The sequence below is a fragment of the Frankiales bacterium genome (genome assembly GCA_016125335.1).
Lineage (GTDB): Bacteria > Actinomycetota > Actinomycetes > S36-B12 > CAIYMF01 > Longivirga.
Genome location: WGLY01000037.1, coordinates 1 through 24909, shown reverse-complemented (window position 1 = coordinate 24909; position 24909 = coordinate 1). Strand labels below are relative to the sequence as shown.

The 24909-nt window shown below is 74.2% G+C and carries 24 protein-coding genes; 17 read left to right on the top strand and 7 right to left on the bottom strand.

Going from position 1 to position 24909, the window contains the following annotated elements; genetic code table 11:
• From potA to GC157_17565, 3 genes are all read right to left on the bottom strand, one after another.
• The gene (potA, locus tag GC157_17575) at window positions 1-1167 is read right to left on the bottom strand and encodes a polyamine ABC transporter ATP-binding protein (GenBank protein ID MBI1379267.1); all 1167 of its coding nucleotides are present in this window, start codon (window positions 1165-1167) and stop codon (window positions 1-3) included.
• 5 nt (window positions 1168-1172) lie between these two features.
• Window positions 1173-2390 (bottom strand): extracellular solute-binding protein, encoded by a 1218-nt coding sequence (locus GC157_17570; GenBank protein MBI1379266.1) that lies wholly within the window; start codon window positions 2388-2390, stop codon window positions 1173-1175.
• 81 nt (window positions 2391-2471) lie between these two features.
• Window positions 2472-4097, bottom strand: coding sequence for an aldehyde dehydrogenase family protein (locus tag GC157_17565; protein MBI1379265.1), 1626 nt, complete (start codon window positions 4095-4097; stop codon window positions 2472-2474).
• A gap of 217 nt (window positions 4098-4314) precedes the next feature.
• On the opposite strand from GC157_17565, the gene GC157_17560 reads away from it, so the two are divergent.
• Entirely contained in the window at window positions 4315-5937 is a 1623-nt protein-coding gene (locus tag GC157_17560; protein MBI1379264.1) for a PucR family transcriptional regulator, read from the top strand.
• A gap of 69 nt (window positions 5938-6006) precedes the next feature.
• Window positions 6007-7599 (top strand): molybdopterin-dependent oxidoreductase, encoded by a 1593-nt coding sequence (locus GC157_17555; GenBank protein MBI1379263.1) that lies wholly within the window; start codon window positions 6007-6009, stop codon window positions 7597-7599.
• 11 nt (window positions 7600-7610) lie between these two features.
• Here the strand turns inward: GC157_17555 and GC157_17550 are convergent, their stop codons facing one another.
• Window positions 7611-8288: a TetR family transcriptional regulator gene (locus GC157_17550; protein MBI1379262.1), complete on the bottom strand. Its 678-nt coding sequence runs from the start codon at window positions 8286-8288 to the stop codon at window positions 7611-7613.
• Window positions 8289-8342: 54 nt separating this feature from the next.
• Between GC157_17550 and GC157_17545 the strand changes: the two genes are divergently transcribed.
• The 6 genes from GC157_17545 (at window position 8343) to GC157_17520 (ending at window position 12150) form a co-directional block, all read left to right on the top strand.
• Entirely contained in the window at window positions 8343-8771 is a 429-nt protein-coding gene (locus tag GC157_17545) for a DUF4440 domain-containing protein (protein ID MBI1379261.1), read from the top strand.
• Complete coding sequence (locus tag GC157_17540) at window positions 8678-9640, top strand: NAD(P)H-binding protein (protein MBI1379260.1); 963 nt, start codon at window positions 8678-8680, stop codon at window positions 9638-9640. The genes GC157_17545 and GC157_17540 overlap by 94 nt, the downstream gene beginning before the upstream one ends.
• 58 nt (window positions 9641-9698) lie before the next feature.
• The gene (locus GC157_17535) at window positions 9699-9908 is read left to right on the top strand and encodes a MarR family transcriptional regulator (GenBank protein MBI1379259.1); all 210 of its coding nucleotides are present in this window, start codon (window positions 9699-9701) and stop codon (window positions 9906-9908) included.
• A gap of 136 nt (window positions 9909-10044) precedes the next feature.
• On the top strand, window positions 10045-10704 hold the full coding sequence (locus tag GC157_17530; GenBank protein ID MBI1379258.1) for a fasciclin domain-containing protein: 660 nt from the start codon (window positions 10045-10047) through the stop codon (window positions 10702-10704).
• 28 nt (window positions 10705-10732) lie between these two features.
• A complete protein-coding gene (locus tag GC157_17525; GenBank protein MBI1379257.1) occupies window positions 10733-11332 on the top strand; it encodes a sigma-70 family RNA polymerase sigma factor in 600 nt (199 codons plus the stop codon).
• Entirely contained in the window at window positions 11329-12150 is an 822-nt protein-coding gene (locus GC157_17520; GenBank protein MBI1379256.1) for an anti-sigma factor, read from the top strand. Before GC157_17525 ends, GC157_17520 begins: the two co-directional genes overlap by 4 nt.
• 90 nt (window positions 12151-12240) lie before the next feature.
• Here GC157_17520 and GC157_17515 read toward each other — a convergent pair whose 3' ends face one another.
• Window positions 12241-13608: an aldehyde dehydrogenase family protein gene (locus GC157_17515; protein ID MBI1379255.1), complete on the bottom strand. Its 1368-nt coding sequence runs from the start codon at window positions 13606-13608 to the stop codon at window positions 12241-12243.
• A 198-nt stretch (window positions 13609-13806) separates the two neighbouring features.
• On the opposite strand from GC157_17515, the gene GC157_17510 reads away from it, so the two are divergent.
• The 4 genes from GC157_17510 to GC157_17495 all read left to right on the top strand — a co-directional run bounded on the left by GC157_17510 (window position 13807) and on the right by GC157_17495 (window position 17834).
• Window positions 13807-14289 carry an AsnC family transcriptional regulator gene (locus GC157_17510; GenBank protein MBI1379254.1) on the top strand — a complete coding sequence of 161 codons (483 nt, stop codon included), beginning with the start codon at window positions 13807-13809 and terminating at the stop codon, window positions 14287-14289.
• On the top strand, window positions 14286-15683 hold the full coding sequence (locus GC157_17505) for an aspartate aminotransferase family protein (GenBank protein MBI1379253.1): 1398 nt from the start codon (window positions 14286-14288) through the stop codon (window positions 15681-15683). The genes GC157_17510 and GC157_17505 overlap by 4 nt, the downstream gene beginning before the upstream one ends.
• A 97-nt stretch (window positions 15684-15780) precedes the next feature.
• The gene (locus GC157_17500; GenBank protein MBI1379252.1) at window positions 15781-16440 is read left to right on the top strand and encodes a pyridoxamine 5'-phosphate oxidase family protein; all 660 of its coding nucleotides are present in this window, start codon (window positions 15781-15783) and stop codon (window positions 16438-16440) included.
• Window positions 16441-16535: 95 nt separating this feature from the next.
• Window positions 16536-17834, top strand: a complete 1299-nt coding sequence (locus tag GC157_17495) for an FAD-dependent oxidoreductase (protein ID MBI1379251.1) — start codon at window positions 16536-16538, stop codon at window positions 17832-17834.
• A gap of 22 nt (window positions 17835-17856) precedes the next feature.
• On the opposite strand, the gene GC157_17490 is transcribed toward GC157_17495, so the two are convergent.
• The gene (locus GC157_17490) at window positions 17857-18498 is read right to left on the bottom strand and encodes a hypothetical protein (GenBank protein MBI1379250.1); all 642 of its coding nucleotides are present in this window, start codon (window positions 18496-18498) and stop codon (window positions 17857-17859) included.
• Window positions 18499-18661: 163 nt separating this feature from the next.
• On the opposite strand from GC157_17490, the gene GC157_17485 reads away from it, so the two are divergent.
• From GC157_17485 to GC157_17470, 4 genes are all read left to right on the top strand, one after another.
• Entirely contained in the window at window positions 18662-19426 is a 765-nt protein-coding gene (locus GC157_17485) for a hypothetical protein (GenBank protein MBI1379249.1), read from the top strand.
• Between the two features lie 79 nt (window positions 19427-19505).
• Window positions 19506-20681, top strand: a complete 1176-nt coding sequence (locus GC157_17480; GenBank protein ID MBI1379248.1) for an acyl-CoA dehydrogenase — start codon at window positions 19506-19508, stop codon at window positions 20679-20681.
• The gene (locus tag GC157_17475; GenBank protein MBI1379247.1) at window positions 20681-21805 is read left to right on the top strand and encodes a CoA transferase; all 1125 of its coding nucleotides are present in this window, start codon (window positions 20681-20683) and stop codon (window positions 21803-21805) included. The genes GC157_17480 and GC157_17475 overlap by 1 nt, the downstream gene beginning before the upstream one ends.
• Entirely contained in the window at window positions 21802-22461 is a 660-nt protein-coding gene (locus GC157_17470; GenBank protein ID MBI1379246.1) for an FCD domain-containing protein, read from the top strand. The genes GC157_17475 and GC157_17470 overlap by 4 nt, the downstream gene beginning before the upstream one ends.
• Before the next feature lie 39 nt (window positions 22462-22500).
• Here the strand turns inward: GC157_17470 and GC157_17465 are convergent, their stop codons facing one another.
• Window positions 22501-23079, bottom strand: a complete 579-nt coding sequence (locus GC157_17465) for a GNAT family N-acetyltransferase (protein MBI1379245.1) — start codon at window positions 23077-23079, stop codon at window positions 22501-22503.
• 93 nt (window positions 23080-23172) lie between these two features.
• On the opposite strand from GC157_17465, the gene GC157_17460 reads away from it, so the two are divergent.
• Window positions 23173-24516: an MFS transporter gene (locus GC157_17460; protein ID MBI1379244.1), complete on the top strand. Its 1344-nt coding sequence runs from the start codon at window positions 23173-23175 to the stop codon at window positions 24514-24516.
• Window positions 24517-24909: the final 393 nt, after the last annotated feature.

The window sequence follows — 24909 nt, the reverse complement described above, 5'->3', positions numbered from 1 at the left end:
TCACGAGCCGGCCCCCACCGGGTCGGGCTTGGCGGCCTCGTCGTCGGTGTCCACACCGGCGTCGACGTCCTGCGAGGCGTCGAGGGCGAAGGTGTGGTCGTGCGACCAGCTGAGCACGACCTCGGCGCCGGGCACCAGCCGCGGGTCGCGGTGGGTGTTCTGCGCGAAGACGGTCAGCTCCTGGCCCCACGGCATGTCCACGAGGTACTGCGTGGAGACGCCGATGAACGACTCGTCGCTGATGACGCCCTCGAGCCGGTTCTCGTCGTCGCGCACCTGGGCGTCGTCGCGGAACTGGATGCGCAGCTTCTCCGGGCGGACGCCGACGTGCACGGCGCTGCCGTCGGTGTGCAACCGAGACGTCGGGATCCCGACGCGCCGGCCCTGCACGGTGACCGAGGCGTACTCGCCGCCGCGGTCGGTGACCTCGCCGTCGAAGAAGTTCGACTGCCCGAGGAAGTTCGCCACGAACGTGGTGCTCGGGTTCTCGTAGAGGTCGGCCGGCGCACCGAGCTGCTCGACCTTGCCGGCGTTCATGACCGCGATGGTGTCGGCCATGGTCATGGCCTCCTCCTGGTCGTGCGTGACGTGCACGAACGTGAGGCCCACCTCGGTCTGGATCCCCTTGAGCTCGAGCTGCATCTGGCGACGCAGCTTGAGGTCGAGGGCGCCGAGCGGCTCGTCGAGCAGGAGCACCGCCGGCTGGTTGATGAGCGCGCGGGCGAGCGCCACGCGCTGCTGCTGACCGCCGGAGAGCTGGGTCGGCTTGCGCCGGGCCAGCCCGGACAGCTCGGTGAGCGCGAGCATGTCCTCGACGGTCTTCTTGATGTCCTTGACCCCGCGCCGGCGCAGACCGAACGCGACGTTCTCGTAGATGTCCAGGTGCGGGAACAGCGCGTAGCTCTGGAACACCGTGTTGACCGGACGCTTGTAGGGCTTGGCCCACGTGACGTCCTCGTCGCCGATCAGGATGGAGCCCGCGGTGGGCTCCTCGAGACCGGCGACCATGCGCAGCGTCGTGGTCTTCCCGCACCCCGACGGCCCCAGCAGGGCGAAGAACGAGCCCGCGGGGATGGTGAGGGTGAGGTCGTCCACCGCCACGAAGTCGCCGAAGCGCTTCGTGACGTCGATGATGCGCAGGTCTGCGCCGGACGGGGAGCTGGACATCTGCGTCAGGCGCCCTTCACCTTGTTGAACGCGTTCGCGTACGTGGACTCGGTGGCCTCCTCGAGGCCCATGAAGAGGTGGGTCTTCGACAGGAACGCGTCGTCCGGGAAGATCAGCGGGTTGTCGACGAGGGTCTTGTCGACCTTGGCCATGGCCTCCTGCGCGCCCTTGACCGGGCAGATGTACTGCACGTAGGCCGTGAGCTCCGCCGCGATCGCCGGGTCGTAGTAGAAGTTCATGAGCTCTTCGGCGTTCTTCTTGTGCTGGGCCATGTTCGGGATGAGCATGTTGTCGGCCCAGATCATCATGCCCGCCTCGGGCTGGACGAACTTGATCTTGTCGTTGTCGGCCTGCAGCTGCACGACGTCGCCGGACCACGCCATGCAGGCGTACGCCGAGCCGTTCGTGAGCAGCTGCGAGTAGTCGTTGCCGGTGAACTGCCGGATCTGGCCGGAGTCGTTGGCCTTCTGGAGCATGTCGATCGCCGCGTTGAAGTCGTCGGCGGTGAAGTTGGCCGGGTCCTTGCCCTGCTCGAGCAGGATCAGGCCCATGGTGTCGCGCCACTCGGTGAGCACCGTGACCTTGCCCTTGAGGTCGGGGCGGGTGAACAGCTCGGTGATGTTCTTGACCTCGGGCACCTTCGCCGAGTTGTAGGCGATGCCGGTGACGCCGGACTGCCACGGCGCGGAGTAGTCGCGGTTGGGGTCCCAGGTGGGCGACTTGAGCGAGTCGATGAGGTTGGCCGACACGTTGGGCAGCAGGGTCTTGTCGACCTTCTGGACGTAGCCCTGGCGGATGAGGCGCGCGGCCATCCAGTCGGTGAGGGCGAACAGGTCGCGGCCGGTGTCCTGGCCGGCCTGGAGCGCCGGGAGGATCTTGGCGTAGAAGGTGTCGTTGTCGTTGATGTCCTCGGTGTACTTCACCGTGACACCGGTCTTCGCCTTGAACTGGTCGAGCGTCGGGTGGTCGTTCTCGTTGTTGTCCGCGACGTCGATGTAGAGCTGCCAGTTGCTGAAGTTCAGCGTCTTGTCGGTGTCGGACTTGTCCGGGGTGGTGGGCGCGGCGCTCGGGCTGCCGCTGTCGCTGGTGTTGGCCGTGCCCTTGGTGCCGCACGCGGCGATCAGGGGCGAGGCCGCCACCGCGGCTCCACCCATGGCCGCGGCCTGGAGGAGTCGACGACGGGGGACACCGGCGCGTGCGGCGGCCTGGACGGCCTGGGTCATCGGGTCAAGGGGGCGCTGGGCCATCGTGCGGACTCCTCGTTCTGGTGGTGCTGCGGACGGGACGGTGGTCGTGCTACCTGACTATGACGTTCGATCTCCGAAAATCGTTCGGTGCCAGTCCTTGCGCACCTCGCCGGTGGTGTCGATGGAGACGTGCTTGACCTGGGTGTACTCGTCGAAGGAGTACTGGCTCATGTCCTTGCCGAACCCGGAGGCCTTGTAGCCGCCGTGGGGCATCTCGCTGATGATCGGGATGTGGTCGTTGATCCACACGCAGCCGGCCTGGATCTCGCGGCTCGCCCGCATCGAGCGCACCACGTCGCGCGACCACGCCGACGCCGCCAGCCCGTAGGGCGTGTCGTTCGCCAGCGCGATCCCCTCGTCGTCGCCGTCGAACGGCAGCACGACGAGGACCGGCCCGAACAGCTCCTCCTGCACGATCTCGGAGTCCTGGGCGACGTCGACGACCAGGGTGGGCTCGTAGTAGGCGCCCGAGGCCAGCGCACCGCCGGGGGCGCGGCCGCCGACGACCACCTTGGCGCCGTAGCCGCGGGCCCGGTCGACGTAGCCGGCGACCGAGTCGCGCTGGCGGGTCGACACCAGCGGGCCCTGGTCGGTCGAGGGGTCGGTCGGGTCGCCGAGGCGCACGGTGGCCATGAGGTCGGCCACGCCCTGGACGAACGCGTCGTAGAGGGGCCGCTGCACGTAGGCGCGGGTGGCGGCGGTGCAGTCCTGGCCGGTGTTGATCAGGGCGCCCGCGACGGCGCCCTCGACGGCGGCCTGGAGGTCGGCGTCGTCGAACACCACGAACGGGGCCTTGCCGCCGAGCTCGAGGTGGACGCGCTTGGCCGTGCGCGAGGCGAGCTCCATCACGCGGGTGCCGACCGGGGTCGACCCGGTGAAGGACACCATCCGCACGCCGGGGTGGCTCACCAGCGCCTCGCCGACCACGCGCCCGGCGCCGGTGAGGACGTTGACGACGCCGTCGGGGATCCCGGCGCGCGTGCAGTCCTCGGCGAGCATGAGCGAGGTGAGCGGGGTGAGCTCGGCGGGCTTGAGCACGATGGCGTTGCCGGCGGCGATCGCGGGAAGCGCCTTCCACACGGCCATCTGGAGCGGGTAGTTCCACGGCGCGATCGAGCCCACCACGCCGACCGGCTCGCGCCGCACCATCGAGGTGTGCGCGCCGTCGTACTCCGCGGCCGCGCGGCCCTCGAGGTTGCGCGCGGCGCCGGCGTAGAACGAGACGTTGTCGATCGAGCCGGGGACGTCGAACTCGCGCGAGAGCTTGATGGGCTTGCCCGCCTGCGCGGTCTCGACCTGGGCGTACTCCTCGGCCCGCTCCGCCATCGCGGCGGCCAGGGCGTTGAGCGCGGTGGCGCGCTCCCCCGGGGTCGCGCGGGCCCACTCGGCCTGCGCGCGGGTGGCGGCGGCGACGGCGAGGTCGACGTCGGCCGGGCCGGCGAGGTCGGCGACGGCGACGACGCTGCCGTCCGCCGGGTTCAGCACGTCGTGCGTCTCGCCGGAGCTCCCGGTGCGCAGGCGCCCGTCGACGTACTGATGACCCTGCTCCGTCACCGGCTCTCCTCCTGCCTTCCGCGAGCCCCCGGACCGCGGCGTCCGCCCAAACCGGGGGGATCCTCGCACGCTCCCCGGCCCAGGACAAGGGATTCCGTGGCCGTCGGCAGCGTTGACGACGAATTGCATCAGATTTGTAACGCAAGGCTGCGCTTCCCGTTGCACAGCCGGGCCGATTCCGCGGTATCGCGCGGACGCCGGGGAGCGCCCGGCGTGGCCCCACCCTCGGTCGCGGCACCGGCGCAGGCAACCGACAGCCTGGCAGGCGAGCGGGCCGATGCCTGACGGCCTGTCGGCCCCGGCGCTAGCCTGCTCCGCCGTGGCCTCCCCCGACCGGCGCGACGACATCTACCCCTCGGTGTCGGAGATCCTGCTGCTCCCCGTCGTGCACGACGCCGGGCCGGTGGTGCGCGCGGGCGCCGCGGCCCTCGAGCGCACGGTCCGGTGGACCCACGCCGCGGAGGTCGCCGACGTCGCCCGGCTCCTGCACGGCGGCGAGCTGCTGCTCACGACCGGGGTGCTGCTGCCCGAGGACGACGCCGGCCTCGCCGACTGGGTGGAGGGGCTGGCGAACGCGGGCGTCACCGGCGTGATGGTGGAGACCGGCCGGCGCTTCGACCGGCTCCCCGACTCGATGGTCCGGGCCGCGGAGCGTCGCGGCCTGGTGCTCGTGGAGCTGACCCGCGAGTCGCGGTTCGCGGCGATCACCGAGGCGGTGCACGCGCGCATCGTGGACGCGCAGCTCGCCGAGCTGCGCGCCTCGGACGAGGTGCACGCCGCGTTCACCGGCCTCGCGGTCGAGGGGGCGCCGCCCACGGAGGTGGTCCGCCAGGTGGCCCGGATGGCCGGACGTCCCGTGGTGCTGGAGAACCTGGCCCACCAGGTGCTCGCGGTCGACGCCGCGGGCCGGGACCTCTCCTCCGTGCTCGACGGCTGGGAGGACCGCAGCCGCGCGGTGCGCGCCGCCGAGCGCACGGCCTACGACGAGGCGACCGACTGGCTGCACACGGCGGTGGGCGCGCGCGGGCAGGACTGGGGCCGCCTGGTGCTCGTGACCGACGTCGCCCCGTCCGTGCGCGACTCGATGCTGCTCGAGCGCGGCGCGGCCACCGTGGCCCTCTCGCGGCTCGTCGAGCGCGACCGGGAGAGCCTCGAGCGGCAGACCCACCGCACCCTGCTCACCGGCGTCATCTCCGGGTCGATGGCGCTGACCGACACCGCGGCGCGCTCCGCCGCGCTGGGGGTGCCGCTCGAGGGGCGCGCGCTGGTGTGCGTCCTGGTGCGGCTGGCCGGAGGCCACGAGGGGCCGGCGCTGGCCGCCCAGGAGCGGCTGCGCGACTTCACCGAGACGGTGTCGGCGGCCGTGCGCGACACCCGGGTGCCGGCGCTGGTCGGCGCCGTCGACGACGCGACGGTGGGCGTGCTGCTGAGCCTGCCCCCGCGCGAGGACGTCGACCGCACGCTGAGCCGGCTCTCCGCGGCGCTCACCAAGCGCGCGGCGGGCGCCGGCGTCCCCGACGACGGGCGCGTGATGGCGGTGGGCTCCGTGGTGGCCCACGTGCGCGACGTGCGGCGGGCGTTCCTCGAGGCGGCGCAGGTGGCCGACGCCGCGCCCTCGGGCGGCCCGGGGGCGGCGCCCGCGTACTACCGGCTGCCCGACGTCCGGCTGCGCGGGCTGCTGCACCTGCTGCGCGACGACGACCGGCTCCAGGCCTTCGTCGAGCGCGAGCTCGGTCCGCTGCTCGCGCACGACGCGCAGCACGGCAGCGACCTCGTGGGCGTGCTGCGCGTGTACCTCGCCGCGGGGCGCAACAAGTCCGCGGCCGCGGACGCCGCGCACCTGTCCCGGCCGTCGTTCTACGAGCGGCTGCACCGCATCGAGCGGGTGCTCTCGGTCGACCTCGACTCCGTGGAGTCCTGCCTGTCGCTGCACGTCGCCCTGCTCGGCCTCGACTCGCTCCGGCGCTGACGCCTCCGGGACGTCCACCTCCCGCGGGCTCCTCCCCATCCGCCGGGCCGCCGGCTCCGAACCCGGGTCATGAGGACCTGGACCCGCACCGAACCCAGTGCCGTCGTGCCCACCGGACCGCTGCCGGCGCTGTCGCGGTGGGCGGCCGCGGGGGCGGGGGTGGCCGCCGTGGGGGCGGGTGTCGCGGCGGCCCACCTGCTCGCGGCCCTCACCCGTCCGGCGAGCTCGCCGCTCGTGGCGGTGGGGGCGGCGTTCATCGACCTGACGCCGACGTGGCTCAAGGAGTTCGCCGTCGCCACGTTCGGCACCGCCGACAAGACGGTGCTGCTCGCCACCATCTCGGTGCTGCTCCTGGCCGCGGCCGCGCTGGTGGGCCTGCTGGCGACATGGCGACGTCGCACCGCCGTCGTCCTCGCGGCAGCGCTCGGCGCGGTGCCGGCGGTGGCCGCGCTGAGCCGTCCCGGCGCGAGCCCGGCCGACACCCTGCCGTCGCTGGCCGGGGCCGCGATCGCCGCTGCGTCGCTGGCCTGGCTCACCCGGCCGAGGCGCACGCCCCTGCGCGACGACCCCAGCGGCGTGGGCGACGCGCCCACCCCGGGGCGGCGCTCCGTGCTCGCCGGGGTGCTGGGACTGGCCGGCGCCGCGCTCCTCGTGGGCGGCCTGGGCGAGGTCGTCGGCCGCCGCCGGTCCGACGTCGGTGCCGCGCGGGCGGCGGTGCGCCTGCCCGCTCCCGTCGACCCCGAGCGGCCCCTGCCCGCGGGCGTGGACGTCGGAGTCCCGGGCGTCACGCCGTTCCGCGTGCCCAATGCGGACTTCTACCGGGTGGACACGGCCCTCGTGGTGCCGACGCTGGACCCCGGCAGCTGGAGCCTCGAGGTCGACGGGATGGTCGAGCGGCCCTTCACGATCTCGTTCGACGAGCTCCTCGCGATGCCCATGATCGAGCGCGACCTCACGCTCACGTGCGTGTCCAACGAGGTGGGCGGCCCGTACGCCGGCAACGCGCGCTGGCTCGGCGTCCGGCTCACCGACCTGCTCTCCCGCGCCGGCGTGCGCCCCGGCTCGGACATGCTGCTCTCCCGCTCCTCGGACGGCTTCACCGCGAGCACCCCCATGGCTGCCGCCACCGACGGACGCGACGCCATCGTCGCCGTCGGTATGAACGGCGAGCCGCTGCCCGCCGAGCACGGGTTCCCCGCCCGCCTGGTCGTGCCGGGCCTCTACGGGTTCGTCTCGGCGACGAAGTGGCTCACCGGGCTCACCGCCACCACGTACGCCGCGGACCAGGCGTACTGGACCAAGCGCGGCTGGGCCACCGACGCCCCGGTGCGCACGATGGCGAGGATCGACGTGCCGCGGCCGCTGTCGACGGTGCCCGCCGGGCGCGTGGCCGTCGCGGGCGTGTGCTGGGCCCAGCACCGCGGCATCGACGGCGTCGAGGTGCAGGTGGACGACGGCGACTGGCGGCCGGCCCGGCTCGGCGCGGTGCCCAGCGACGACACGTGGCGGCAGTGGGCGATCGCGTGGGACGCCACCCCCGGGCGCCACACCCTGCGGGCCCGGGCCACCGACGCCACCGGGACGACGCAGCCGCAGGCCCGGCTCACGCCCTTCCCCAGCGGAGCCCAGGGCTGGCACGAGATCGTCGTCACCGTCTCCTGAGCTCCGGCGCGTCAGGGGGCCAGCAGCGCCGACACCAGGGCCGACTCGGTGAAGTCGGCGTACTGCTCGACGGTCAGGCCGCGCCGCAGCACCAGCAGCTCGTAGAGCACCGGTGCGGTGTAGGTCCACATGACGGTGGCCGCGTCGTCCACGGTCAGGCCCGGGCGCAGGTGGCCGCCCTCGGCGAAGCGCCGCGCGTTGTCGGTCATGCGGTCCAGGCGGGCCTGCTCGATCTCCTCGTACAGGTCCGCCATCTGCGGGTCGCCGACGCCGGCGTCGCGCACCAGCAGCTCGACGGGGGCCACGCGCGGCGCCACCTCCATCGCCAGCCTGGTCCAGCCGTGGATGATCCGGCGCGGGTCGGCCTCGGTGGCGGTGAGGTGGTCGGAGCGCCGCTCGGCCGGCACCGGCCCGGCGCCCTCCAGCCCGGCCGCCACGATCGCGCGCACCAGCCCCGGCTTGCCGCCGAACGCCTTGTAGACGGTCTCGACCGACACCTGCGCGTCGCCGGCGATCGCGGCCACGGTGGTGGTCGCGTAGCCGTCGCGCAGGAAGCGCTCGCGCGCCACCTCCACGATGCGCGCCCGAGTCCGCTCGGCCTGCGCGCGCCGGCCCCGGGAGTCGTAGCGGCGGGGGCCCGGCGACGCCTTCTCCTGCGGGGGGTTGACGGCGTCCTCCTTCTGTTCCATAGTGCTGTATCCGATACAGCGAACAGTAACACACGACTGGAGGGGATCCCGACCATGACCACGGACCCGCGCCCCGCGGCGCTGCTCGAGCGGCTGACCGCGGCGACCAACGCCCACGACCTCGACGCGCTGGTGGACTGCTTCGCGCCCGACTACGTCAACGAGACCCCGGTGCACCCGGAGCGGGGCTTCACCGGCGCGGACCAGGTGCGGCGCAACTGGACCCAGATCTTCGCCGCCGTGCCCGACGTGCACGCGGAGGTGATCCGCAGCGCCGTCGACGGCGACACCGTGTGGGCGGAGATGGAGCACCGCGGCACGCGCCCGGACGGCTCGCCGCACCTCATGCGCGGCGTCCTGGTGCTCGGCGTGCCGGACACCCGTGCGACATGGGCCCGCTTCTACCTCGAGCCGGTGGTGGCGGGCGGCCCGGGCATCGACGAGGTCGTGCGCACGACGGTCGCGGGGCGGGCCGCACCGTGATCGTCGTGGCCGGCGGCACGGGCCGGCTGGGCCGGCTGCTCGTCGGCCGGCTGGCCGCCCGCGGCGAGCGGGTCCGCGTGCTCACCCGCGACCCGCGACGGGTCTCCGGCCTCGACGACGGCGTCGAGCTGGTCGCGGCCGACGTGCGGGACGCCACCGCGGTGAGGCGCGGCCTCGACGGCGCCCAGGTGGTGGTGTCCGCGGTCCACGGCCTCACCTCCCCCGGCGGCCCCCGGGCGGTCGACCGTGACGGCAACCGCCACCTCGTCGACGCCGCCGCGCAGGTGGGCGCCGACGTCGTCCTGGTCTCGGTGCTCGGGGCGGCGCCGGACAGCCCGGTGGAGCTCTTCCGCATGAAGCACGCCGCGGAGGCGCACCTGCGCGCCAGCGGCGTGCCCGCGACGGTCGTGGCCCCGACCGCCTACCTCGAGATGTGGATCGACCTGCTCGCCACGTCGGCCCGGCGCGGCGGCCGTCCCGTGGTGCTCGGGCGCGGCCGCTCGCGGGTGAACTTCGTCTCCGTGCTCGACGTCGCGGCCCTGGTCGACGCGGTGGTGTCGGACCCGGACGCGCGGGGGCGCACCCTGCCGGTGACGGGCCCGGAGAACCTCACCCTGCTCGAGCTGGCCGCAGCGGTGCAGCGCTCGGCCGGCCGCAGCGCCGCGCCGCGCACCGTGCCCCCCGCGGTGATCCGCGTGGTCGCGGGCAGCGCCGGCCGGATCGTGCCCAGCCTGGGCCGCGTCCTGGGCACCGCCCTGGCGATGGACGCCGGCGACCGCCCGGCCGGGCTCACCGACGTGCGCGACCGGTATCCCGGCGTCCCCTGCACGAGCCTGGACGACGTCCTGGCCGCGCCGCTCTCCCCCTGACGCCGCCGATCGACAACCAGGGTTGACAGATGACAACCCTGGTTGACACCGTGAGCGCATGACACCTCGACTCTCCGACGACGAGCTGCTGCGCAGGCTGGTGGAGGTGCGCGCGGAGGCGCTGCGCCACCACGCCGAGGCGCAGCGGCTGCACGCCGAGCGGCGGCGCCTGCTCGAGACCCTCACGGCCCGCGGGCACAGCCAGGCCGACCTCGCCCGTGAGCTCGGCGTGTCGCGCCAGGCGGTCCAGAAGATGCTCGCCGGCTGAGCCGACGCGCGCCGCACGGCGATCCCGGCCCGATCCGACCCATCCGGACCGGCCGCGGCTCCGAACGAGGGGTGTCCGCCCACCCGGGCGGACCGGGCGCCCAGCGCGTCCCCGAGACCCCCACAGGGAGCAGCTCATGACCCGCACCGTCCTGCGTCGCCGGGCGGCGATCGCCACCGCCGCCGTCGCCTTCCCCCTCACCCTCGCCGCCTGCGGCTCGTCGGCCAGCACCACCACGGCCTCGACGCCGGCCGCGAGCACGCCGATGCCGGCGTCGTCCTCCCCCGCGCCCGCGACGTCGTCCGCGGCGCCGTCGGCCGCCGACGCGGTGTTCGGGTCGGCCTGCTCGGCGGTGCCGGCCTCCGGCCCCGGAAGCTTCGACGGCATGGCGGTCGACCCCGTCGCGACCGCGGCGTCGCACAACCCGGTGCTCTCGACGCTCGTCTCGGCGGTGTCGAAGGCCGGCCTGGTCGACTCCCTCAACAGCGCGGACGGCATCACCGTGTTCGCCCCGGTCAACGACGCCTTCGGCAAGCTGCCCAAGGCCACGCTCGACAAGGCGCTCGGCGACCCGAAGGGCCTGCTCACCACGGTGCTGACCTACCACGTCGTCCCCGGCCGCCTCTCGCCGTCGCAGCTCGACGGGATGCACAAGACCCTCGAGGGCGCGACGCTCGACGTCACGGGCTCGGGTGACAGCTTCACCGTCAACGGCTCGGCGAAGGTCGTGTGCGGCAACGTCCAGACGGCGAACGCGACCGTGTACCTCATCGACGGCGTGCTGCTGCCGAAGTGACCGGCCGACCTCTGACACGCTGATGCCGATGCGTCCCACACCCGCCTCGTCCTCCCCCGGCCCCGCGCCGGGGGAGGACGAGGCAGCGCTGCTCACCTCGCTGCTCACCCGCTCCAGCCGCGGCGACGAGGCGGCCTTCGCCGAGCTGTACGACCGCACGAGCTCCCGCGTCTACGGCGTCGCACGCCGTGTGGTGCGCGACCCGGCGCAGGCCGAGGAGGTGGCCCAGGAGGCCTACCTCGAGATCTGGCGCCAGGCCGCCCGCTACCAGCCGGCCCGCGGCGGCCCGCTCGCCTGGATGCTCACGATCGTGCACCGTCGGGCCGTCGACCGGGTGCGGTCCGCCCAGTCGGCGCGCGAGCGCGACACCCGGTTCGCCGCCCTGGGCGAGGGACCGGAGTACGACGTGGTCGCGAGCGTCGCGGAGACGACACTGGAGGCGGCGCGGGTGCGCCGCGCCCTGACCACCCTGACCGAGGTGCAGCGCGAGGCGCTGACCCTCGCCTACTACGGGGGCTACACGCACCGCGAGGTCTCCGAGCTGCTCGACGTGCCGCTCGGGACCGTCAAGACCCGCATGCGCGACGGCTTGATCCGCCTGCGCGACACCCTGGGGGTGGAGGCATGACCGGCGACTCCCCGGACATCCACGCGCTGTCCGGCGCCTACGCGCTCGACGCGCTCGACCCTGACGAGCGCGCCGCGTTCGAGGACCACCTGCGCTCGTGCGCGTCCTGCCGCGACGAGGTCTCCTCGTTCCGCGCCGCCACCGCGGCGCTCGCCCAGGACGCGGCCACCGCGCCGCCCGACAGCCTGCGGGCCGCGGTGCTCAGCGGGATCCGCGACGTGCGGCCGCTGCCGCCCGTGGTGGAGGCCGGTGCTCCCGAGGACACGACCGCCGTCGAGGGTCCTCGCGAGGCCGGCAGCCCGGCCGAGCCGGCCGACGACGCCGGGCCGGGCGACGCGCCCGTCCCCCTGCGCCGCGCGCAGCGGCGCCCCGGCCGGTGGCTCCAGGTCGCGGCCGCGCTGCTCGCGGTCCTGTCCGTGGGCGCCACCTGGCGCGCGGTGAGCCTCGACCGCCAGCTGGGCTCGGTGACGGCGGCCGCCGCCGACGTGACCGCGGTGCTCACCGCCCCGGACGCCACGACCGTGAGCGCACCGGTGGCCACGGGCGGCCGAGCCGCAGTGGTGTCCTCGGCCTCGCAGGGCCGCGCCGTGCTGGTCACCGACGGCCTGCCGCCGGCACCCGCGGGGCGCACCTACCAGATCTGGTTCATCACCGACTCCGGTGCCGCGTCGCCCGCCGGCTTCGTGCCCGCGGGCGAGCACACCGCGACCCTGCTCGCGGGCGACCTCGGGTCGGCCGGCGCCGTGGGGGTCACGGTCGAGCCGGACGGCGGCTCGCCGCAGCCGACGACGCAGCCGGTCTACTCCGTGAGCGTCTGACCCCCTGCACACGCACGCGGGCCGGCACCGGGAAGGGTGCTGGCCCGCGTCGCGTCGGGTCGGGGCCGGCAGCCGTGCCGGCCGGGTCGCTCAGGCGTTGATCCGGATGAGCTTCTTGTTGACGAACTCCTCCATGCCGTAGCGGCCGAGCTCGCGGCCGAAGCCGGAGGCCTTCACGCCGCCGAAGGGCAGCTCGACGCCGTCGGCCGCGACGCAGTTGACGAACACCATGCCGGCCTCGATCTGGTCGGCCACGCGGGTCGCCTGCTCGGCGTCGTTGGTGAACACGTAGCTGCCCAGGCCGTACTCGGTGTCGTTCGCGATGCGGATGGCGTCCGCCTCGTCGGCGGCCTTGTAGACCTGCGCGATCGGGCCGAACAGCTCCTGCCCGTAGGCGGAGTTGCCGGGCTGCACCTGGGTGAGGACGCCGCCGCGCACGAAGTTGCCCTCGCGCTCGCCGCCCACGAGCTCGGCGCCGTCGGCGACCGCCTGCGCGACCTGCTGCTCGAGCCGGTCGGCCGCGAGGGCGGAGGACAGCGGGCCGTAGGCCGTGTCCTCGGCGGACGGGTCGCCGTACTGCATGCCCGTCACCGCGGCGGTGAACTTGGCGACGAACTCGTCGTAGAGGCCGTCGACCACGATGAAGCGCTTGCCGGCGTTGCAGGCCTGCCCGGCGTTGTCCATGCGCGCGGTGACCGCGGCCTCGACGACGGAGTCCATGTCGTCGGTGGCCAGCACGAGGAACGGGTCGCTGCCGCCGAGCTCGAGCACGACCTTCTTGAGGTGGCGGCCGGCCTGCTCGGCGACGGCGGCGCCGGCACGGCCGGAGCCCGTGAGCGAGATGCCCTGGACGCGCGGGTCGGCGATGAGGTTCGAGACCTGGTCGTTGGTCGCGTAGATGTTGATGTAGGCGTCGGCGTGCACGCCGGCGTCGCGGAAGATCTGCTCGATCGCCGCCGCCGACTCCGGGCACTGCGGCGCGTGCTTGAGCAGCACGGTGTTGCCGATGATCAGGTTCGGGCCGGCGAAGCGGGCGACCTGGTAGTAGGGGAAGTTCCACGGCATGATCCCGAGCAGGACGCCCACGGGGCTGCGGCGGATGACCGCGGTGCCCTCGCCCGCGAGCAGCTCGATCGGCTCGTCGGCCAGGAACTTCTCGGCGTTGTCGGCGTAGTACTCGTAGATCGCCGCGCTGAACTCGACCTCGCCCACGCCCTGCGCGACGGGCTTGCCCATCTCGCGGGAGATGATCTCGCCGAGCTCCTGCTTGCGCTCCTCGTGCAGCTGGCCCACCCGCCGGATCAGGGCGGCGCGCTCGGCGACGGTGGTGTCGCGGCCCCACGGGCCACGGGCGGCGTGCGCCCGGGCCACGGCGCTGTCGAGATCGGCGTCGCCGATCGTCGGGTACTCCTTGAGCACGGAGCCGGTCGCGGGGTTCACGACGGCGTAGTCGGCCATGGGGGTGTTCCTCTCGATGTCGAGTGCCACGGGGTGGTGCTCGCCCGGCGGGTCCGCGCAGCGGGCTGGCACGCTCCCTCACCTTAGCCCCCGAGGTTCGGTTATCGATAGACCGAAGCACCCGGCACGACAGAATCCGCAACGAAACGACACGTTCACCACGGAATCACTTGCCAGCAGGTGTCCGGATGATTCACGATGCTGGGCGTGGTGACCCGCGAACGGATGGCTCATGTCGGCCTCGACGACGTGAGCAAGGCGATCATCGACCAGCTCCAGGAGGACGGTCGACGACCCTATGCCGCCATCGGCAAGGCCGTGGGCCTGTCCGAGGCGGCGGTGCGCCAGCGCGTCCAGCGGCTCATCGAGTCCGGCGTCATGCAGATCGTGGCCGTCACCGACCCGTTGCAGGTCGGGTTCCCCCGCGCGGCGATGATCGGCGTCCGGGTCGAGGGCGACGTCGAGGCCGTCGCCGACGCCATGGCGGCGATGACCGAGGTGGACTACCTCGTCATCACCGCGGGCGGGCACGACATCCTCGCCGAAGTCGTGTGCGAGGACGACGACCACCTCCTCGAGGTGGTCAACCGCCGCATCCGGGCCATCCCCGGCGTGCGCCACACGGAGACCTTCGTCTACCTGAAGCTCCGCAAGCAGATCTACACCTGGGGTACCAGATGACCAGCACACCGCAGTACGTCACCGAGTCCGGCGCCGACGCCCTGGCAGACCGGGCGCGCGACCACCTCTGGATGCACTTCACGCGGCACTCCGTCTACGAGAACGGCGGCCACGTCCCCGTGATCGTGCGCGGCGAGGGCGCCTACGTGTGGGACGACCAGGGCCGCCGCTACCTCGACGGCCTCGCCGGCCTGTTCACCGTGCAGGCCGGCCACGGCCGCGCCGAGCTGGCCGAGGCCGCGGCCAAGCAGATGCAGGAGCTCGCCTTCTTCCCGCTGTGGTCCTACGCGCACCCGAAGGCGATCGAGCTCGCCGAGCGGCTCACGCACTACACCCCCGGCGACCTCAACCGCGTGTTCTTCACCACCGGCGGCGGCGAGGCGGTCGAGTCCGCCTGGAAGCTGGCCAAGCAGTACTTCAAGCTCACCGGCAAGCCCATGAAGCACAAGGTGATCAGCCGTTCCGTGGCCTACCACGGCACGCCGCAGGGCGCCCTGTCGATCACCGGCATCCCGGACGCCAAGAAGTACTTCGAGCCCCTGGTGCCCGGCGCCTTCCGCGTGCCCAACACGAACTTCTACCGCGCCGAGCAGCACGCCGACGACATCGAGGCCTTCGGCCGCTGGGCCGCCGACCGCATCGCCGAGGCGATCGAGTTCGAGGGCCCGGAGACCGTCGCCGCCGTCTTCCTCGAGCCCGTGCAGAACTCCGGCGGCTGCTTCCCGCCGCCGCCCGGCTACCTCGAGCGCGTCCGCGAGATCTGCGACCGCTACGACGTGCTGCTCGTGGCGGACGAGACCATCTGCGCCTTCGGCCGCATCGGCGAGATGTTCGCCATGTCGCGCTTCGGCGTCACGCCGGACATCATCACGACGGCCAAGGGCATGACCTCCGGCTACGCGCCCATCGGCGCGATGATCGTCAGCGACCGGCTGTTCGAGCCGTTCCGGCACGGGACGACCTACTTCCCGCACGGCTACACCTTCGGCGGCCACCCGGTGTCCGCAGCGGTGGCGCTGGCCAACCTCGACCTGTTCGAGCGCGACGGCCTCAACCAGCACGTGCGCGACAACGAGGACGCCTTCCGCGCCACCCTCGAGCGCCTGCTCGACCTCGACATCGTCGGCGACGTCCGCGGGGCCGGGTACTTCTACGGCATCGAGCTGGTGAAGGACAAGGCGACCAAGGAGACCTTCGACGAGGAGGAGTCCGAGCGGCTGCTGCGCGGGTTCCTGTCCAAGGCGCTCTTCGACGCCGGGCTGTACTGCCGCGCCGACGACCGCGGCGACCCGGTGATCCAGCTCGCGCCGCCGCTGATCCTCGAGCAGCCGCAGTTCGACGAGATCGAGCAGATCCTGCGCTCGGTGCTCACCGAGGGCATGCGGATCCTCTAGCACCCGCCGGAAGGGGTCCGCGTCCGCCAGGACGGCGGGCCCCTTCTCGCACACCGCACCACCCGCAGGCCCACGCCACGACCCGAGGGACCACGCCATGAGCACCCCCACGCCGCCGCCGCTCGGGTCGAGCGAGCGCACGCGCGTACGCCGGCTGCCGGAGAAGGCCCGCACCGACCGGCAGGCGCTGCACGACGTGCTCGACGCCGGCCTGGTCGCGCACGTCGCCGTCGTCGACGACGGCCAGCCGTTCGTGGTGCCGGTGGCCTACGCCCGCGACGGCGAGCGCGTGCTCTTCCACGGCAGCACGGGATCCCGGCTGTTCCGCTCCCTGGCCGAGGGCGCGCCCACGTGCCTCACGGTCACGCTGCTCGACGGCCTGGTGCTCGCGAGGTCGGCGTTCGAGAGCTCCATGCACTACCGCGGCGCCATGGTGCTCGGCACCGCCACGGTGCTGGAGGACGCCGAGAAGGACGCGGCACTGCGCCTCATCTCCGACCACCTCCTGCCGGGCCGCTGGGACGACATCCGGCCGCCGTCGCGCAAGGAGCGGGTGGCCACGCTGGTGCTCGCCCTTCCGCTCGACGAGGCCAGCGTGAAGGTGAGCGCCGGGCCGCCGGACGACGCCGAGGAGGACGTCGACCGGCCGGTGTGGGCCGGCGTCGTCCCGCTGCGCGAGGTGTTCGGGGAGCCCGAGCCCGACGAGCGCGGCGCGGCGTTCCCGGTGCCCGCCTACGTGCGGGAGTGGCGGCGGTGAGCGCGCGCGCAGCGGGCTACCGCGGCCTGTCGTTCTGGTGGGACTCGCTGCCCGACGAGCTCGCCGGGCCGCCGCGGCCGGCATTGCCGGGCCCCATGGTCGCCGACGTCGCGATCGTGGGCGCGGGGTTCACCGGCCTGTGGACGGCGTACTACCTGGCGAAGGCCGACCCGTCGCTGAAGGTCGTCGTGCTCGAGGCGGAGACCGCGGGGTTCGGCGCGAGCGGGCGCAACGGGGGCTGGGCCTCGGCCCTGTTCCCGACGAGCCTGGCCAAGGTGGCCGCCGCGTCGTCCCGCGAGGCGGCCGTGGCGCTGGACCGGGCCATGGTGGACACCGTCGACGAGGTGGGCCGCGCGACCGCGGCCGAGGGCATCGACTGCCACTTCCGCAAGGGCGGCACCGTCGTGCTGGCCCGCACCCCCGTGCAGCTCGAGCGGGCCCGCACCGAGGTGGCCGAGCAGCGCTCGTGGGGGTTCGGGCCCGAGCGGCTCGACCTGCTCGACGCCGACGCGGCCCGGGCGCGGCTGGGCGCGACCGACGTCCTGGGCGCCACCTACACGCCCGACTGCGCCTCGATCCACCCGGCCCGGCTCGTCCGTGGCTTGGCCCTCGCGGTGGAGCGGCTCGGCGTCGTCGTCCACGAGGGCACCCGGGTGACGTCGATCGAGCCCGGGGTGGTGCGCACCACGCGCGGGGACGTCGTGGCCGCGCGCGTCGTGCGGGCCACCGAGGCGTGGTCGTCGCAGCTGCCGGGATCGCGCCGCGACGTCGCGCCGGTGTACTCCCTCGTGCTGGCCACCGAGCCGCTGCCCGCGTCGTTCTGGGACGAGGTGGGGCTGCGCCACGGGGAGACCTTCGCCGACCACCGCCACCTCATCATCTACGGGCAGCGCACCGCCGACGACCGCCTGGTGTTCGGCGGCCGCGGCGCGCCCTACCACCTGCGCTCGCGCATCCGGCCCGAGTTCGACCGCGAGCCGGCGGTGTTCGCCGAGCTCTGGCGCGTGCTGCGCGACCTGTTCCCCGCCGTCGAGGGCCACGCCGTGACCCACACGTGGGGCGGCCCGCTGGGCATCCCGCGCGACTGGTTCCCGTCCGTGGGCCTCGACGAGACCACGGGGATCGGCTGGGCCGGCGGCTACGTCGGCGACGGCGTGGCCTCGAGCAACCTCGCCGGGCGCACCCTCGCCGACCTCGTGCGCGGCGAGCGCAGCGACATCACGCGGCTGCCGTGGGTCAACCACCGCTCGCCCGCGTGGGAGCCCGAGCCGCTGCGCTGGCTCGGCGTCAACCTGGGCCTGCGGGTCATGGGCTCGGCCGACGGCGCCGAGGAGCGCACGGGCAAGCCGTCGCGGCGGGCCGAGCTGTTCGCGCCGTTCCTCGGCGGGCACTGACCGACGCCGGCCACCAGGCCGGCTAGGCCAGCGGCTGCACGTCGCCGGAGCGCACGAGCGCGAGCGCCCGCCCCGGCGTGGGGTCGAACACCTCCATCAGCAGGGGCGTGCCGGGGAAGGCGAAGAACACCGAGTCCGGGGTGGCCGCCGGGGCCACCACGAGCGCGCCGCCGGCGAGCCTCTGCGACTGCGCCCCCGCGGCCTTGGCGGCCGCCTGCACCACGGCGTAGGCGTCGGCGTTCTCGTACGTGCCGATCGTGAGGTAGGGCGTGCGCGACCCGGGCCGCTCGCCCTCGGGCAGGTAGCGCACGTAGACGTCGGTGCCGTCGACGGTGACCTCCCACCGCGCGAGGCCGCGCGGCCCGGCCCAGTAGACCGCGTGGCCGGAGGAGGCGACGACGCCGGCGAGCCCGTCGTGGGTGAGCAGCACCGGCCCGGACGACGACGGCGCCGCCGGGCCGTCGCCGCGCGAGGACGCCCAGGTCCAGCCCAGGACGCCGACCACCGCGAGCAGCACCACGGCCAGCACGAGCGCGGCGGCGCGCCGCCCCGGCCGGCGCCGGTCGCCGGGCGTGTCCGGGTCCCGGTCGGGGTCCGTGGCGGACGGGCCGGGCCGGGCGGAGGCGAGGCCGGCACCGCTCGTCACGGAGTCCGCGCCGCCCATGCGGCGCACGCTACCGCCGGTGCCGCGCGGACCGTGCGACGCGCGCCGTCGCGCCGTCGGGGTCGGCCGTTCGGTCACTTCCCGTCGTCCTCCGGTCACTCGCCGCGCACGGGCTCGGACGCGGCCCCTACCGTCGTCGGCGGGGCGCAGAGAGGGATCCGTCATGCACGTCCACCCCCTGCGGCAGCCCGGGACCGAGCCCGCCGACCCCGGCGCGGGCCCCCGCCGCCCCGCCCTCCCCCGCTCCCGCGGCCTCGCGGCCGGCGTCCTGGTGCTGCTCGCCGCCGGCGCGCTCGCCGCGCCCGCGCTCGCGGCCTCCCGCGGCGAGGCGGCCACCGCCGCGAGCACCGCCCACCCGCTCGGCACCCTGTTCGTGTGCGCCGCCCCGGGCAGCCGCGCGCTCTCGCTCGCGTGGTCGTTCACCGCCTGCCCGGCCGGGGCGACGAAGTACGCCGTCACCCGCGCCGCCGGGCCCGAAGGTGCGACCGGACCGACCGGACCGGCCGGGCCGGCGGGCGCGACCGGGCCCACCGGACCCGCGGGTCCGCAGGGAGCGCCGGGCGAGACCGGAGCCACCGGGCCGACCGGGCCGTCGGGACCGGCCGGGCCCACCGGCGCGACGGGCGAGGCGGGGCCGGCCGGTCCGGCGGGCGCCGCGGGGCCGGTCTACGCCCCGGCGGGCACGCTGCGCACCGACCAGCACGTCGTCACGGGCTCCGGGGGCACGGGCGTCCCCTCCGGCATCTCGTACGTCCCGCTGTCCGGCGCGGCGGCGTTCACCGGCGCGTCGTCGTACTTCTGCGCCGTGTCGTCCTCGGACGCGCTCAACCCCGTGCAGGTCAGCTACACCAGCGGTGCGGAGTTCCGCGTCACGGCGCTCAGCGGCGAGGCCCCGGTGTCGTTCACCTACGTGTGCGTCGGCAGCTGAGCCACGGGCGCGCGCCCGAGGCTTGAATATTGGATCCAATATGCCTAGCCTCGGGCGCACACCCAGCCGAGGAGCCGCCATGACGCCCGCACCGCAGTCCCCCTTCGCCCTGCTCGACCTCGACGGCCTGCTCGACGACGAGGAGCGCGCGATCCGCGACGTGGTGCGCCAGTACGTCGAGGACCGCATCCGCCCCGAGGTGGGCGACTGGTTCGAGGCGGGGTCGATCCCCGCGCGCGAGCTGGCCCGCGAGATGGGCGGCATGGGGCTGCTCGGGATGCACCTCGAGGGCTACGGCTGCGCCGGCACGAACGCGGTGTCCTACGGCCTGGCCTGCCTCGAGCTCGAGGCGGGCGACTCCGGCATCCGCTCGCTGGTGAGCGTGCAGGGGTCGCTGGCCATGTACGCGATCCACGCGTTCGGCTCCGAGGAGCAGCGCCAGGAGTGGCTGCCCCGCATGGCCACCGGCGAGGCGATCGGCTGCTTCGGGCTCACCGAGCCCGACTTCGGCTCGAACCCCGGCGGCATGCGCACCTACGCCAAGCGCGACGGCGACGACTGGGTGCTCGACGGCACCAAGATGTGGATCACCAACGGCACCGTCGCCGACGTCGCGGTGGTGTGGGCCCGCACCGACGACGGGATCCGCGGGTTCGTGGTGCCCACGTCGACGCCGGGGTTCAGCGCCCGGGAGATCCACAAGAAGCTCTCGCTGCGGGCGTCGGTGACGGCCGAGCTCGTGCTCGAGGGCGTGCGCCTGCCCGCCGACGCCGTGCTCCCCGGCGTCCGCGGCCTGCGCGGCCCGCTCTCGTGCCTGTCCGAGGCGCGGTTCGGGATCGTGTTCGGCACGCTCGGCGCCGCCCGCGACTGCCTCGAGACGGCGATCTCCTACGCGATCGACCGCGAGCAGTTCGACAAGCCGATCGCCGGGTTCCAGCTGACCCAGAAGAAGCTGGCCGACATGGCGCTCGAGCTCGACAAGGGGTTCCTGCTCGCCCTGCACCTCGGCCGGCTCAAGGACGCGCACACCCTCCGCCCTGAGCAGGTGAGCGTGGGGAAGCTCAACAACGCGCGCGAGTCGCTGGCCATCGCGCGTGAGTGCCGGTCGATCCTCGGCGGCAACGGGATCACGCTCGAGTACCCGGTGATCCGGCACATGAACAACCTCGAGTCGGTGTTCACCTACGAGGGCACCAACGAGATGCACACGCTCGTGGTGGGCGAGGCGCTCACGGGCATCGCCGCCTACCGCTGATGACGGGCACCGCCGGCGCGGGCGCGCTGTCCGACCTGCTCGTCGCCGACTTCTCCCGGGTGCTCGCCGGTCCGTACGCCACGATGCTGCTCGGCGACCTCGGCGCCGACGTCGTGAAGGTCGAGCGCCCCGGCGCGGGCGACGACACCCGTCACTGGGGGCCGCCGTACGCCGCGGACGGCACGGCGACGTACTTCACCGGCGTCAACCGCAACAAGCGCTCGGTGGCGATCGACCTCGGCACCGCCGAGGGACTGGCGCGGGCGCGCGACCTCGCCCTGCGGGCCGACGTGATGGTCGAGAACTTCAAGCCCGGCACCCTCGAGCGCCTCGGCCTCGGCTACGACGACCTCGCCCGGGACAACCCCGGCCTCGTGCTGTGCTCGGTCAGCGGCTTCGGCTCCGGGGCCGGTCGCGACCTGCCCGGCTACGACCTGCTCGTGCAGGCGATGGGCGGCCTCATGTCGGTGACCGGGCCGGCGCCGGGCGAGCCGACGAAGGTGGGCGTGGCACTCGTCGACGTCGTCACCGGGCTGCACGCGGTCTACGGCATCCTCGCCGCGCTGCACCACCGCGTCGGCACGGGTCGCGGGCAGCACGTCGAGGTCAACCTGCTCTCGTCGCTGCTCTCCGCCATGGTCAACCAGTCCTCGGCCTACGCCGCGGGCGGCGTGGTGCCGGGGATCCTCGGCAACGACCACCCCTCGATCACGCCCTACGCCGTCTACGCCACGGCCGACCGGCCGCTCGTGCTGGCAGTGGGCAACGACCGCCAGTTCCGCGCCCTGGCCGAGGTGCTGGGCGTGGCGCCGCTGGCCGACGACCCGCGCTACGCGACGAACCCCGAGCGCGTCGCCCACCGCGACGAGGTGCGCGCCGCCCTCGAGGAGGTGCTGCGCACCCGTGGCGCCGACCACTGGCAGGCGCGTCTCACGGCGGCCGGCGTGCCGTGCGGGCCGGTGAACGACCTGCGCGAGGCGTTCGCGCTCGCGGAGTCGCTCGGCCTCGACCCCGTGGTGCGGGTGCCCGGCAGCGAGGTGGCCCAGGTGGCCAACCCGCTGCGCCTGTCCGGGACGCCGGCGGCCTACCGGCTGCCGCCCCCCGCGCTCGGGGAGCACGGGTGAGCACCGCCTCCGTGCGCCCGCCCACCACGACCGAGGCGGTGCTCGACGCCGTGCGCCGCATGCTGGTCACCGGGGAGATCGCGCCCGGGTCCCCCGTGCGGCAGGAGGCGCTCGCCGAGCAGCTCGGCGTCTCCCGGGTGCCGCTGCGCGAGGCGCTCAAGGTGCTCGAGGGCGAGGGCTCGGTGCGCTACCTCCCACGCCGCGGCTACGTCGCGAGCGAGCTGTCGGTGGACGACCTCGTGGAGGTCTACCGCCTGCGCGAGCTGCTCGAGGCCGAGGCCATCCGCGTCGCGGTGCCGCGCCTGACCTCGACCGACCTCGCGGCGCTGGCCGCCGCGGCCGCCGACGTCGACGCCGCGGGCAGCGCCGGCGACCTCGGGGCCATGACGGTCGCCAACCGCCAGTTCCACTTCCTGCTGTTCGACGCGGCGGCGATGCCGCGGCTCTCGCGCACGCTGCGCCAGCTGTGGGACGCCACCGACGTCTACCGCAGCGTCTACTTCGCCGGCGTCACCAACCGCCGGCGGGTGCGGCACGAGCACCGCGCGCTGCTCGCCGCGCTGCGCTCCGGCGACGCCGAGGCCGCCGTCGCGGCGCAGCACGCGCACCGGGCCAACTCGGTGACCGCCGTGACTGCTGCACTGGGCCGCCGCTGACCCGGCCGCGTCCCGCGGCTGTCCCGGCTCCCCCGGCGGTCAGGGCGCCGCGACCGGCTCCACGGAGCGGCGCATCACGCAGTTGCCGCTGCCCTTGCTGCGGACGTACTCGAAGCCGGCCCGCTCGAACAGCTCCCGGGTCCCGTCGTAGAGCACCGACTTCCGCTTCCCGCCCGCGTCGTGCGGATACCCCTCGACCAGGCCGCCGCCGGCGTCGGCGATCAGGTCGAGCGCGCCCCGCAGGGCGAGGATCGACAGCCCCCGCCGCCGGTGGGCCTTGTCGACGAAGATGCAGGTGATCCGGTAGTCCGGGAGGACGTCGAGCTCCTGCTCGTACTGCTTGCGGTGGTAGATGTTCGGCAGCTCCTCGGGCGACCCGAACTGGCACCAGGCGACCACCTCGCCCTCGTGCATCACCAGCGCCGCGTGGGCGCGGCCCTCGTCGACCAGGCGGCACTTGAGCGCGCGGTTGGCGTCGTAGCTGCGCTCCTTCTCCGAGCTCATGGTGTGGAACCACGTGCACCAGCACCCGCCGAACACGCCGTTGTGCCGCTCCACCATCCGCGCGAACGCGTCCCACGTCCCCGGCTCCAGCGCCCGCACCGAGTACTCGCCCACGGTTCCTCCCACGTCGCCCGCACCCGCCGCCGGGCCGGTGCGCGGCGCGGCCCGTGCCTGTCCGACTCGTCGCGATGATGCCGCACGCAGGTCCTGCACGCCGAGGGTCCGTCCGGCCGCGGCGAATCCCTGCGGCGGCTCGGGACCACGGCGTGGCAGGGTGACGACGTGACCGGGGCGGACGGGGAGGCTGCGTCCCGGCCGGCCAGACGGGCGTGGCGCGACGACCTCCGGCTGCTGCGCCGTCGCGACCTCGGCCTGGTGCTGGTCTCGCGCCTGGTCTCGGACTTCGGCACCGGCATCGCGCCGATCGCGCTCGCGTTCGGCGTCCTCGCGCTGTCCGGTGGCGACGCCGGCTCGCTCGGGGTGGTGCTGCTGTGCGCCGCCCTGCCGCGAGTCGTGTTCCTGCTGCTCGGCGGGGTGATCGCGGACCGCGTCCGCAGCAGGGCACGCCTGATGGCGGGCGCCGAGGCCACAGCGGGGGCGGCCCACCTCGTCGCCGGCCTGCTGTTCATCAGCGGGCACGCGACGGTGCCCGCGCTCGCCGTGCTCGCGTTCGTCGGCGGATCGGCGGCGTCGGTCTACTACCCGACCAGCACCGGTCTGGTCCCCCACCTCGCCACCGGCGAGGACCTGCAGTCGGCCAACGCGCTGATGCGCCTGTCGACCAGCATCGCCGGCATCCTCGGCACGGCCACGGGGGGCGTCCTCGTCGCCGTCGTGGGACCCGGCTGGGGCCTCGTCGTCGATGCGGCCACCTACGCCGTGTCGGCGGTGCTGCTGAGCCTGGTGCGCGCCGGGGTGCGCACCGGCGAGCCCGCACAGGCCCGCACCTCGATGCTCGGCGACCTGCTCCACGGCTGGCGCGAGTTCACCTCGCGGCGCTGGGTGTGGCTCATCGTTCTGCTGTTCGCCCTGTCGAACTTCGGCTTCACCGCAGCCATCGGGGTCCTCGGTCCCGTGCTGTCCTTGGAGGCGTTCGAGGGCGCGTCGAGCTGGGCGGCGGTGCTGGTCTCGTTCTCGCTCGGCACGCTCGTCGGTGTCGTCGTGGCCATGCGCCTCAAGCCCCAGCACCCGCTGCTGGTGGGGATGCTCGCCCAGGTGGTGATCGCGGCACCGCTGGTCGCCATGGCGGTGCCGACCTCGCTCCCGGTCCTGGTGGCGGTGTCGTTCGTGTGCGGGGTCGGCGTCGACGTCTTCGAGATCATGTGGACCACGTCGCTGCAGCAGCACGTGCCGCACGAGTCCCTGTCGCGCGTGTCCTCCTACGACTGGTTCGGCTCGCTGGCGCTCACCCCGGTCGCCCTCGCTCTCGCCGGACCGCTCGCGACCTGGCTGGGGCTGCAGGGGGCCCTGTGGCTGTGCGCCGGGCTCGGGGCGGCGGCATGCCTCGGCCTGCTCGACCCGCAGATCCGGAACCTGCGCGCCACGCCGTAGGGGCGCGCCCTCCCTGTTCCTGATCAAGGCTCAGGATCGATGAGCCGTTCGACACGCGGCAGGCCGAGCCGGGAATCAGAAGGGAGGCGCCTCGTCGGGCGGGTCGGGGTCCTCGGGTTCGAGCTCGCGCGCCGGGTTCGGGCGCGGGGGCGGGTGGATGTCGGCGGGGTCGGGGAGGTAGGGGCGGGGGGTGAGGGTGACGGTCTGGCCCCAGGCGGTGGTCCAGGTGGCGGAGCCGTCGGCGGTGGAGTTGGTGAGGTCGGCCAGGTGGGCGGTCTTGAGCTGGTGGTGGCGCCGGCACAGGCCGCCGCAGTTGGCGGCCGAGGACGGGCCGTCGGGGAACGGGACGGCGTGGTCCATCTCCAGGCGCGAGGTCGCGCGGGTGGTGCAGCC